The following is an 11,740-nucleotide window of genomic DNA, read 5'->3' as shown; positions in this document are numbered from 1 at the left end:
TGGTTGAACGTTAAAGACGTTGTCAAGGACTAATTCTTCTAGATCAATTTAAATTCAATTAACAATTCTTACATAATGAATATCATGAAGAAAGCTGTGTAGTAATTCATACTATGCAGTCTTTTTTTCTTCAGTTTTTCTAAAATTAGTTGCTACATTAATCTTACCTTAACCTTTCAGTAGTAAAATACTAATCATAGAATTGGAGGTATGAATTTATGCTTTCATTATTATTAATCATCTTTTTGATCTGGCTCTTCTTCAAACTAGGAGTCGGCATTATCAAAGTCCTCGGCTTCTTAATCGCAGCCGGATTAATCTTTGTATTTTGCGCATACTTGCTCATCCCATTTTTAGCATTACTAGCAATCGGCGGACTCGTACGGGCAGTCATTCGTTAACAGAAAAACTAAAAGAGACCTTTCGGTCTCTTTTTTACATGCTCTACAAATTTTCTACAATCAGCTTAGCCAAGATGTCATAGCCTAAATTACCAAAATGCAGACCATCATTTTTAATTCCCCGGGAAATCTCAGACAAATCTCCCGCTTCAATCATCGCCTGGCATAAATCGGCATAGCCAAAATGATATTCATCTGCTACTTCTTGAACTACTCTGGCATATTTTTTAACTAAAGCATTACTGCGCACGCGTTGCTTTTTCTCATCAACTGCTGGTGGCGAGACAAGCAATACATGAGGCGGATAATATTGACAAATTACCGCAGACGCAATCAACTCCATATTCTGCTTAAATTGCTTTAGTGGCACCTGCTTATGTGTAGGTAAATCATTAGTTCCCAGTAAAATAACCAAGTTATCGCATTGCTTCACATTTAGCACTAATTCACCTAAACGAGCGAAAAATGCTCCAGAATTAATCCCAGACACCGCTGTATTTTCAATTTTAATTTCAGGTAAAAGCTGCTTTAAATTCCAATTTATATGAGGTTCATTTTTGCCCTCAGCACGTGAAATAATGCTGTCGCCTGTAAGTAAAAGTCTCATTTAATAACCTCTTTTTTAGACTTCTTTTTCACAGATTTAATGTCCAATACGTCAAGTAAGAAGGTAAAGATCGGCACGCCGACAATCAGACCCCATGTGCCCCAGAAGTGCTCTGCTACCAGTAACACCAAAAAGGTATAAAAGATAGGCAATTCCGTCTTGCTGGCCATAAATTTTGGATTTAAAACATAGGCTTCAATTGCATGAATAATCATGATCATCACAAAAATATAGATCACGTAACGAATACCACCTACTGAATAGCCAATGATGCTCAAAGGAATTAGTGAAATAATTACCCCGGCCACTGGTACTAAGCTTAAGATGAAAACCATTAATCCTAAAGCAATAATCTGTGGCATTTTCATAATAGCTAGTCCGATCATCATTAATGCAGTGTTGCAGATTGCAATGAAAAACTGAGCTTCTAAGACTACACCGAAAGTATTAGTAAATTTTTTGCCAAAATAGCGCAAATCTTCAAAAAGCCATTTGAAGTAGCCACTCTTAACAAATAAATTAGAAAATTCCTTCATCTTTTCTAATTCAATCGTGTAAAAGAAGCTCAAGATTAACGACATAAATGTGGCCACCGTTAATGTGCCAATATTAGTTACCGTGTGAAAGGCAAAGGTCATAGCACGCTTAGCTTGCGTGATTAACTCCGCTTTACTAATATAATGCGTCGCATATGACATTAAGCGCAATGATTCATTCGACTCATAAAACGCCATGACGGACTTCACCATCTTGGAAATCTGTCCTACCAACATTGGTAGGTAAACCGTAATGACAAAATACAGTAGCGCGATAATAATCAGATACGTGACTACTACAATGACACCCGTGGGCATCTTAGGAACATAACGCTGCACCAAATGAATTAAATGCACGATCACATAAGTAAAAATAAACGTTAACAGGATCGTATTCATCATTGCCCGCATTTCATACAGACAAGCAATAACTAATAAAAGAACCACGAACCTACGTAAAGGAATATTATTCTTAAATCTTTGCCAAGCCGTATCCATAAATCAACCTCGTTTTTTCTAACACATAGTTTAATTGTACCATGCTCAAATTCTTTTCCTAGAAATTTTCTATATCGTTTAGTTTTCAAAAATTTTTCTTTTTGCTTAAGCCCACTCTGATGCTACTTGTAATTTACAAGTCAAACCTATTTACAATAAAAAGTTTTCAAACCACAAGATATTGTGGTACATTTAAATATGCATTCACACATGATGTGGTTTTGTGAAACAATGAAATTTATTCAGGAGTGAGAAAATTATGCCAACTACTAGAATTAACCTTGATCAAACTTTTATCGATCAAGTGAAACATGAAATTAAACCTCACTGGGGCGAGCTTGGTTGGGTTACTTACAAGAGAACCTACGCACGTTGGCTGTCAGAGAAGAATAGATTCGAGAACTGGGATGAAACCGTCAAGCGCGTAATCGAAGGCAACATCAACCTCGATCCACGTTTGCAGGATAATCCTTCTGATGAAGTAGTTAATGAACTATCTAATGAAGCCAAGAAGCTTTTCCGCCTTGTTTATGGTTTATCTGCTACGCCATCCGGACGTAACTTATGGATTTCAGGCACCGACTATCAAAAACGCAACGGTGATTCATTAAACAACTGCTGGTTCATCGCTATTCGCCCGCAAGCATATGGCGATAGTCACATTGTGCCATCTTATATTGACAAGCGTCAAAAAGCCGTTTCTATGCCTTTCTCATTCTTATTTGACCAATTAATGAAAGGTGGCGGCGTTGGTTTTTCTGTTGTTAATGACAACATTAAGCAAATTCCTAAGGTTGACGACAAGATCGACCTAACTGTCGTCATCGACAAGAAGAGCAAATCCCACGACGCCTCAATTAAGGTCGGTGCAGTTGATAAAGATGAATGGGCAAAACAAAATCCCGATCAAAGCAATATTATCTACTACAGATTGCCAGATACCCGCGAAGGCTGGGTACTTGCCAATGCTCGGTTGATCGATATGCATTTCAATGAACTTAATCCAGATCAAAAGACCAAATTAGTTCTTGATATCAGTGACATCCGTCCATATGGCGCTAAGATTCATGGTTTTGGCGGTACTGCTTCAGGTCCAATGCCATTGGTTGAAATGTTTATCGATATCAACAACGTGATTAACGCTCGCGTTGGTCAAAACTTAACTGCTGTTGATGCAACTGATATCTGCAACTTGATCGGCAAAACCGTCGTTGCCGGCAACGTCCGTCGCTCAGCCGAACTAGCCTTAGGTTCAAGTGATGATCAAGACTTTATCAAGATGAAGCAAGATAAAGAAAAGCTTTACCACCACCGTTGGGCTTCTAACAACAGTGTAGCTATTAATTCTAAATTTAATGACTATGGTCCAATCGCCGATGGTATTTTGCATAATGGTGAACCTGGCATCGTTAACTTGGAATTGTCACGCAATTACGGCCGAATCGCCGACGGTTACCAACCAGGCATTGATGACGATGTCGAGGGAACTAATCCTTGTGGTGAAATTTCTTTAGCTAACGGTGAACCATGCAACTTATTCGAAGTCTTCCCATATATCGCCGAAATGCAAGACTGGGATTTAAAAGAAGCCTTTAGTTTAGCCGCTCGCTATACTAAGCGCGTTACCTTTAGCCACTATGATTGGGAAGTATCACGCAAGATAATTGCTAAGAATCGCCGGATCGGCGTGTCCATGTCCGGTATTCAAGACTGGCTGTTAAACGATCTTGGTCATAGAGTCGTAACTGGTTTTGAAGATGCTACTGATCAGGAAACTGGTAAAAAGATCCAAAAACCAATCTATGATCCAAAAGGAATCAAGATGGTCGATGGTCTTTATAAGGCTGTTGTGGCTGCTGATAAAGCCTACAGTAAGGAATTAGGCGTTAATCCATCAATTAAGCACACCACGGTTAAACCTTCTGGTACGGTTGCTAAATTGGCTGGAGTGTCTGAAGGGATGCACTTCCACTACGCCGGCTACTTAATTCAACGAATTCGTTTCCAAGCTAGTGATCCGCTTTTACCAGCATTAAAAGAATGCGGCTACCACACTGAGCCTGATATTTACACTAAGAACACTATTTGTGTAGAATTTCCACTACGTGCAGCTCATGCTGACAGCAAAAACTTTGCTTCAGCCGGAACGGTTTCTATTGGTGAACAATTTGCTACCCAAGCATTTCTGCAAACCTACTGGTCAGACAACGCAGTTAGTTGTACCGTTACCTTCCAATCTGATGAAAGCAAGCAAATTGCACCACTTTTGCGTCAATACAGACACACCATTAAATCGACTTCCCTGCTGCCTTACTATGGCGGTTCACTCAAGCAAGCACCCAAGGAGCCAATCGACAAGAAGACTTATGAAGAACGTGCAGCCATGATTAGTGGCGATGTTGAGGCAGTCTTCGAAGCTCAAAATGATGATCAAAAGGGACTAGAATTAGTTGGTCAAACCGACTGTGAAGGCGGAGCTTGCCCAATCAAATAATTATTTACGAGGGATATTAAATTGAAAAACAAAAACAGATTCAGCTTATTTTTCGCAATTATTGCATTTTTCACATTAGCCTTAACTGGGTGTTCTACCAATAATTCCACTGCTAAAAAAGCTGCTCCTAAGCAAATTGCAGTAAATTATACCCTAAGAAAACAGTAGATTCTAAGACAGTAAAAATGTCCAAGAAAGCTAAAGTAATGCCTGGCTTGAAGAAAGCATGGAAAGTGCAAGAAAACAAAGGTTTTATTACTGCCATCGACGGCAATTGGACTTACACTATTAACGGCAAGTGAGCAACCAAAGGTGCCGATAAACAAGCAGTTGCTAATAAAGACAAGGTAAAATTTACGTTAGACAAGGTGAAGTAATTTATGGTCACTGAACGAGTACAAATTAGGCAGATTGCCTTAATGGCCATGCTCACAGCAATGTGCGTGGTCCTGCGTGTTTTTAAAATTATTCCGATTCCCAATGTTCAGCCAGTCACTGATATTTTGATGATTGTGACCTTGAACATGGGAATTAGCTCAGGCATTACTCTAGCCGCACTGACAATGTTTATTTCTAACATTTATCTCGGTTTTGGCATTTGGACTATCCCACAGATTTTAGCTTATGCTGGCTGCGTATTAACAGTAGCATTATTGGCTAAAGTTTTGCCTTTGCGGGAACATTTTTGGCTTCAAATCGCTTTGGCTACCTTTTTAGGTTGGGAATATGGTTTTCTGGTTGATTTAGGAATGACCATTTTTGGCGGTTTGCCTGCCTTTATTGCCTACCTAGTTTCTAGTTTTGCTTTTGATACCTATAACGCAATCGGCAATTTTGCCTTCTACCTCGTTTTGTACAAACCAGTTACGTTAGCTCTTAAGAATTATCAACGGAGAAGTGCCTAATGACGATTAAAATTTATACTAAAGTTGGTGACAAGGGCTTAACCAAGCAGGTTACTGGTAAAATGGTGCCTAAGTTTAATAGCCAGATTGAGGCTTTAGGCAACGTTGATGAATTGCAGTCTTACTTAGGCGTAGCAATCGCCAATCTATCTACTGCTTGTAAAAACTTAAGTAAAGAATTGCAGGACGTACAACGTGATCTTTATGAATTACAGGCAGATATCGTGGTTAAACATCACCAGACGATTAAACAGGAAAATGTAACTAAACTCGAACGGCGAATAGATGAACTGACACCAAAGATTCCGTATATTCCTGAATTTATTTTACTTGGTGGCAAAATTACGGGAGCAAATCTGCAATATGCCCGTACAGTAGCTAGACGCGCCGAACGCTCTTTAGTTAAATTATCTACCGAACAGGACCTAGCAGATGCCGATTTAGAATACATGAATCGACTCTCGGATTATCTATTCACTCTAGGACGATATGCCAATGTATTAGATGGCTACACTGAAGTAAAAAGCAAAAAACGAGCTAAAAATCGAATAAACGGTTAAAGAAAAGGGATGATCATTAAGCGATCATCCCTTTTGCAATGGATTTTCTATCTTTCTTTTTTAAGGATCTCTTTTTTGATTTCCATAAATTTAGGAGCATCTAGTACCTTTAGTTTAGGAAAACTCTTAAGCAGCCGTTTGTGATTCCAGCTTAAAGGCTGGGGCCTTAATTCATTAAAATGCTGCATGACTGAGTGGTGCCAGTCTCCTACTTTTAGCTTTCCCTTCTCTGGCATTCTGCTCTCGACCCTGACTCTTACGCGTTCAATGAAGCGATTGATATGCTTATCCCATTTCTTAGCTGTCATATGGAATATCTCAACACTAATCATCGACAAGACTGTATCGATTCCCATCACAAGCGTAATTCCAACGGCCAACCAGCCATGAGTTTGGCGCTCTTCGAGATCAATTAGACGTTGCAACAATGGTTGAACGAACTTAACTAAAAGTACTGTGCCAACGTCCCAGAATAACGAGATTGCTGGAGCAACACGTCCTTGGATATTTCCCCATAATTTGAAATAATCCCACAGCTTCACATGAAAAAACTTCTCAAGAAATAAACTCGCAACAAATTCAAATATTGTAGCAACAACGATTCCTATTAAGAAAAGCAAGAATAGATTATTCTGAATTTTTCGCGTTAAAAGCAGAATCGTTGTTGCCGCGAAGCCATACACAGGACAATATGGTCCAAATAAAAAGCCACGATAATCGAAATGATGATCCTTGAGTGAACAATAAAACGTTTCCCAGAGCCATCCAATAAATGAATATGTAAAAAATAAAATGATAATTTCTGAAATAGTATAAGGCATCTCATGTCTCTTTCATCATGCAAATCTATATCTACATCATACGTGAAAGAAAACATTTTAGCTATCAAAAAACTGAATTTCCTGCCCAAATATACCTATTTGATTGATTTCTTCCAAAGAATACTTCCAACAAATAAAATGCCCAAGCCTGCTACACTAAGAATTATTAATTTAGTCTCTCCAGTTTTAGGCAAATGATCTACACGACGATGCGTATCGTCTTTAGAATCATGGTAATTTGCTTTAGCAAGCGTCTCACTAGGCGCGTCTTTTTCAATCGGGTCAGAATTAGCTGTCTTAGCTACTTTAATGGTTGAATTTTTAGCATTATGTGTATTCTTATCAAAGCCGGTCAATCCCTTAGGATTAACTTGTTCTGCCGTCTTCGTATTGATAGTTGGTGTGTATGTGTCTGCGACAGTTTTAACTTGAGGCTTTGAATCCTTTTCTTTTTCTCGTTTGCCAAAAATTAACTCGATTAAGTTCGATAAGGCTTTAATTACTCGCTCTGATCGGTATTTACGCGTCCCTTCCACGTTTTCTTTTTCTTCTATTCCCTGCCGATCATTAGTAATCGTACCTTCATAAATATCTTTTCTAGCTGGTTGATTATTCGCAAGCTGATAAGTTAGTAAGAATTGATTGGAATGTTTAAGTGCTTTTTTATCAAGGATATTAGTTTGGAGATATACCGTGATTGCTTTACCAGAATAATTTTTACTGTTAAAACGAATTGCTACTCCATTGTTTTTATATTGGACATCGGATTGATCTAGATTTACCAACTTGCCATCGGCCAGCACCTTAAGTTGTGCGTCAAATTCCATCCCTTCAGGAAGCTCTGTAGCCAGAATCAATGAATTAACGAATTCTTTTTGATCCGGATTTAATTTGATTTCCCAGGCAATAGAATCGCCAGTCATATTTAAGCGCCCATTAAATTCTGCAAGCAGCTTATTCTCAGGCCGTGGTGCAAGCATTAATTTTGCTTCCCTCTTACCTGCTTGAAGCACTAATTCTTGTTTTTGCGGTGTTAAGTTATGAACTTGAGCATAAAAATCCAACTTGCCAGAAACGTCTTTCAGCTTTTCCACATTATCATTGAATTTAACCAAAACTTGATGACTTTTAACCGTATATGTTCCTACTTTCACCTCCTTTATAATAAGATCCTTTTCTTGCTCAATCGCTTCTAAGTCAGCCTTTTTAGCACGCGACTGCCAAGAGATCGTCATTGTATCGCCGCTTTTGAATTTGTGCCGTCCATCATTAAATTCAGCGGTGATCGTTAGCAATTGATTATTCTGCAAAAGTTGATCGGATTGCTCAATGTAGATTTTAGTAAAATTGTCGCTGCGATCTACTGCATCCGCCAGCACTGTCTTAAGCCCTGCATTTAAAAATAATACAGTCAAAAATGCTAAACCAGCTAAGAATCTCTTCATTCTTCTTTCCTTTCTTATTTTCAAATTGTTAATCAGAATTTTACGGAAAAAGAAATAAGAAAAACAGAATTTTGACAAAATAAAAATGCACTTCATCGCTTTTGTTTTTTCGACTAGCGACAAAAATGCATTTTTGCTTCATTAATAATTTAATCTAATTTGTAAAGCTCCTGTTTCAACGCACTCGCCAAAGCATTTCATTGCTTTATCGTACGTAGATTTAGCGATTTGGTTATTAGCTGTTTGGAGTTTCTCCTGTAATTGCTTGCCATCCAGGTCTTGAACAGCCTTATCTGTTTCTAACAAGATGTGACGACCTGCAGCCAACGTACTTTGCTTCATCGCTTCAATAGAGGCATTGTAACGGAAGGGATGCTCATCGACAATTGTAGCAATAACATGAGTTAACCAATACATATCTTGGATGCTGAAATGCTCATGCATATCGCGGTAAGCTGCTGGCGTGTCAAGCACGTTCGTGTAATATGGCGCACTACCATTGAAGGCATTTGGTCCCAACGACAGCCATTGCACACCAGCAATTTTAGCTGGAACATCATTTCTAATTTGTAAAATAGACAATTCTTGATTACGTTGGAAACCAATTGGACGAAAGGCATGATGATCAGCGTCTGTACCTTCTTGACCATATGGATCATACTTGGTGTGTTGATAACGTGAAGATAAAGCATACTTGAAATCTTCAATAGTTAATAGATGCTCTGGCTTTTTAGCAAATGGTAGTTCAGGATCATCAGGCTCATGCTCTTCACTTGGATTGAAAAGCTTCTGAATATACCATTGCCGCGGGATATTGTATTCATAATCTGAATCATCATGACTACCGAAGATATGACGGAAATTGTATGGATTGCCAGTACCATCAATATCTAGATGGTAATTCTTGATCATCTTTGTCAGAGAAGGCGACGCCGTTAGATTCATAGGTGCCATATTTTTCTAAATATTTGCCCAATAGTTTCACGCCCTCACGAGCAGAATAAATATAAGGCAAAACAATTGTGACAAAGTCTTCTTCACCAATGCCCTTTTTATTCATCGAATCGACGCCTAAAATGCGTGAATTAGTCGTGCTGGTTTCGGTAGCAGACATAGCAACGTTGGCGGCGTTGATGCCAGCTTCGCCCCACCAGCCCATTTTTTTCACGGTTGCTTCCAGTTCAGGCATTGCGGTGTAACGCATTGGATTATCGGGCAGATCCACCTTGCATTTTGAAGTTACTGATTGATAATCCTTAGGTTGCTGATCAGGCGTAACAACGATGAAACGCTTAGGGTTAAAGGCATGACCATAATCTTCGTTTCTGGCAATTAAAGTTGAACCGTCAGCCGTAGCTTTTTTACCGGCTAAAATTGTTGTACATGGCATTAATTTATCCTCCTAATTTTTTCTTTAGCTCTATCGTAACGTTTTTTAATTAAAACCATGCGCTGTAATTTCATAGGCAGACTTAGTCAAAGTGAACAGCAAATACTCTCTAGCATCATTAATCGTAATTTGATCCTTGTATCTGACCCAGTAGATTAACGTGTTGACAATGTCATTAGCTTCACGATAGGACAAGAAGTGAAAGAGGACTGGCTTGCTTTGAAGCATCTTTTCCTGTTGATAAATTTTGAAGTAATAAATGAACAAATGTGATAAACGTGTGGATAATATTTCCACCATTTTATTCCGCAACAGTGGGTCGCCATTATTGGATACTAAAATAACAATATCCTCGGAATTCTTGGCAAAGAAGTCTAATGTACTAGTAATATTATCACGTAATAGACGATCAACATCTTTTTTAGATGGCGAATGTTTCAATTCATACCATACTTTTAGATCTTCGCTAACCGCTTTTTTAAAATCAGCAATTAGTGACTCTTCAACGTCGTCTAATATCTCTTTTCTATTCGCATAATACTTATAAAAAGTCGCTGGTGCCACTTCTGCACAGTTAATCACATCTAAGTCTTTCAACTCATACAGGGGTTTAAGAGTTAAAGCTTTAATCAGACCATGTTTAAGTCGATTATTTGTGTCATATGTCATATTTTTCCTCTTCCCTAATAGTTTATCGATTATTATAAACTTATAAATTGAATATTGCTATTCATTTTTGAATAAAAAAGTTCTGACTAAAACACCAATATTAATTATTTAGCTAAGCCGTTCAAACTACCATAAATTCAATAACAAAGCTACCTTTCTGGTGCTATCATGCTTTTATCAGAACAAATTAGCTTCTGGTATTTTTCAGAAAAGAGGCAATATGATGAGTAGAAAAAATAATTTGATCAACATTAAACCATGCTATTCAAATACTACTGCCCGCTCTTTTATTCCTCAGGGAAGTGCTAATTCTTCCTCGCAACAGCATAATTTAATTCCCAAGTTATCCACTTTTACAATTGAACATACTATTGACAAGCTAGCTAACCTAGCTAAGACTTATAAGTTTAGCTCAGCAGTAGCTCAAGCTGTTTGGTTTTTAACGCAAAGTCCAGATTTAACCACAGAAGTTTTGCACAATAACGCGGATGTCATTAAGCATCTTGCTTTTAAAATTAATCAACAGGTGGATAACTCAAAGCCGATTTCACACAAACAACTAGTTATGATTGCAGAAACACAATTCTTATACCACGTATTCAGTGAAAATGGCCTTTCTAATCAAAATTGGACTCACATCTTAAAAGGACTTAATGAAAATATAGAGCAGTCAGTATGAATGATTTATTAGTATTTCAGGTCAATTAAGATTGGTATTTTTTGTTTGAACTGGCTTATTGTTATTTTTAGGCAAATACACATATTATTAGCCCGTAATTACCGCCCTCCAATAAAATGAAAGAGTGATTTCATTTAAGGAGGAAAAATCAGAAGAAATCTATCAAGTGGGCAGGAATAATTGCGGCAAGAGTGGCAAAGAATAGGAAACTTGCTAAGCAATTAAATCAACGCAAGATTTACTTATTCTTCTCTAAATCTAGCATGAAAAAGCATAGAAAGAACAAGGCTTTCGTTCTTCTTAATCCTACATTTAAAGACATTATCGGTTACCAAACTAGCTATGATACATCTAACTCTGTCTACTACACTGTTAACAAGAAAACAGGAAACTTTAAATGCGTAAGCAAGTCAGATAAAAAATCTACCACTCTTCCTGGTTATGGCTTTAGCGTCCACAAGATTACCGCTAAAGATAGAGCTTACAGCAAAAAACTATTATTAAATAAAAAAGAAATGAAACCAATTATATTGAGTCGCAGTGCATGCAATTATGATAAAGGCAGAATAATTTCAAATGAAGATAACGACGGCTGGTTTGGTAAGGCACTTACCTATAAGGGCAAGCAATACTTTGCTTCCTGGGCTAATGGTTATATAACCAATGTCAAAACCAGCGAAGTTAAGGTCTTAAAAAAGCTTCTAAGTGTATAATTTTTTGCGGTAAGTTGAATAA

General features: G+C 37.8%; 15 protein-coding genes. 8 read left to right on the top strand and 7 right to left on the bottom strand.

Annotated features, from left to right (window positions below; translation table 11 throughout):
- Positions 1-218: 218 nt before the first annotated feature.
- Complete coding sequence (locus tag BLP58_RS12500; RefSeq protein WP_074484274.1) at positions 219-401, top strand: hypothetical protein; 183 nt, start codon at positions 219-221, stop codon at positions 399-401.
- A gap of 43 nt (positions 402-444) precedes the next feature.
- Here BLP58_RS12500 and BLP58_RS10555 read toward each other — a convergent pair whose 3' ends face one another.
- Both BLP58_RS10555 and BLP58_RS10550 read right to left on the bottom strand, forming a co-directional pair.
- Complete coding sequence (locus BLP58_RS10555; RefSeq protein WP_013854886.1) at positions 445-1,008, bottom strand: SGNH/GDSL hydrolase family protein; 564 nt, start codon at positions 1,006-1,008, stop codon at positions 445-447.
- Positions 1,005-2,042: an AI-2E family transporter gene (locus tag BLP58_RS10550; protein ID WP_013854887.1), complete on the bottom strand. Its 1,038-nt coding sequence runs from the start codon at positions 2,040-2,042 to the stop codon at positions 1,005-1,007. Before BLP58_RS10550 ends, BLP58_RS10555 begins: the two co-directional genes overlap by 4 nt.
- A gap of 259 nt (positions 2,043-2,301) precedes the next feature.
- Here BLP58_RS10550 and nrdJ point away from each other — a divergent pair, with 259 nt between their 5' ends.
- The 5 genes from nrdJ to BLP58_RS10530 all read left to right on the top strand — a co-directional run bounded on the left by nrdJ (position 2,302) and on the right by BLP58_RS10530 (position 6,001).
- Complete coding sequence (gene nrdJ, locus BLP58_RS10545) at positions 2,302-4,536, top strand: ribonucleoside-triphosphate reductase, adenosylcobalamin-dependent (protein WP_013854888.1); 2,235 nt, start codon at positions 2,302-2,304, stop codon at positions 4,534-4,536.
- Positions 4,537-4,557: 21 nt separating this feature from the next.
- Entirely contained in the window at positions 4,558-4,704 is a 147-nt protein-coding gene (locus BLP58_RS12790) for a hypothetical protein (protein ID WP_013854889.1), read from the top strand.
- A gap of 17 nt (positions 4,705-4,721) precedes the next feature.
- On the top strand, positions 4,722-4,838 hold the full coding sequence (locus tag BLP58_RS12785) for a DUF4430 domain-containing protein (protein ID WP_013854890.1): 117 nt from the start codon (positions 4,722-4,724) through the stop codon (positions 4,836-4,838).
- A gap of 78 nt (positions 4,839-4,916) precedes the next feature.
- Entirely contained in the window at positions 4,917-5,441 is a 525-nt protein-coding gene (locus BLP58_RS10535; protein WP_013854891.1) for an ECF transporter S component, read from the top strand.
- Positions 5,441-6,001, top strand: coding sequence for a cob(I)yrinic acid a,c-diamide adenosyltransferase (locus BLP58_RS10530; protein WP_013854892.1), 561 nt, complete (start codon positions 5,441-5,443; stop codon positions 5,999-6,001). The genes BLP58_RS10535 and BLP58_RS10530 overlap by 1 nt, the downstream gene beginning before the upstream one ends.
- Positions 6,002-6,048: 47 nt before the next feature.
- On the opposite strand, the gene BLP58_RS10525 is transcribed toward BLP58_RS10530, so the two are convergent.
- From BLP58_RS10525 to BLP58_RS10510, 5 genes are all read right to left on the bottom strand, one after another.
- A complete protein-coding gene (locus tag BLP58_RS10525) occupies positions 6,049-6,822 on the bottom strand; it encodes a putative ABC transporter permease (protein WP_013854893.1) in 774 nt (257 codons plus the stop codon).
- A gap of 95 nt (positions 6,823-6,917) precedes the next feature.
- Positions 6,918-8,267, bottom strand: a complete 1,350-nt coding sequence (locus tag BLP58_RS10520; protein ID WP_013854894.1) for an Ig-like domain-containing protein — start codon at positions 8,265-8,267, stop codon at positions 6,918-6,920.
- A 141-nt stretch (positions 8,268-8,408) separates the two neighbouring features.
- Complete coding sequence (locus tag BLP58_RS12780) at positions 8,409-9,212, bottom strand: C69 family dipeptidase (protein ID WP_420864886.1); 804 nt, start codon at positions 9,210-9,212, stop codon at positions 8,409-8,411.
- Positions 9,151-9,657, bottom strand: a complete 507-nt coding sequence (locus tag BLP58_RS12775) for a C69 family dipeptidase (RefSeq protein ID WP_420864885.1) — start codon at positions 9,655-9,657, stop codon at positions 9,151-9,153. The genes BLP58_RS12780 and BLP58_RS12775 overlap by 62 nt, the downstream gene beginning before the upstream one ends.
- A gap of 45 nt (positions 9,658-9,702) precedes the next feature.
- Positions 9,703-10,326 (bottom strand): hypothetical protein, encoded by a 624-nt coding sequence (locus BLP58_RS10510; RefSeq protein ID WP_013854895.1) that lies wholly within the window; start codon positions 10,324-10,326, stop codon positions 9,703-9,705.
- Positions 10,327-10,546: 220 nt separating this feature from the next.
- Here BLP58_RS10510 and BLP58_RS10505 point away from each other — a divergent pair, with 220 nt between their 5' ends.
- Positions 10,547-11,005: a hypothetical protein gene (locus BLP58_RS10505; RefSeq protein ID WP_013854896.1), complete on the top strand. Its 459-nt coding sequence runs from the start codon at positions 10,547-10,549 to the stop codon at positions 11,003-11,005.
- Positions 11,006-11,196: 191 nt separating this feature from the next.
- Positions 11,197-11,718, top strand: coding sequence for a hypothetical protein (locus tag BLP58_RS10500; protein ID WP_013854897.1), 522 nt, complete (start codon positions 11,197-11,199; stop codon positions 11,716-11,718).
- Positions 11,719-11,740 lie beyond the last annotated feature (22 nt).

Origin of the sequence: Lactobacillus kefiranofaciens (genome assembly GCF_900103655.1) — a bacterium.
Taxonomy (GTDB): Bacteria; Bacillota; Bacilli; order Lactobacillales; family Lactobacillaceae; genus Lactobacillus; species Lactobacillus kefiranofaciens.
Note: the sequence above shows the minus strand (reverse complement) of the source record. Positions and strands in the feature narration are given on the sequence as shown.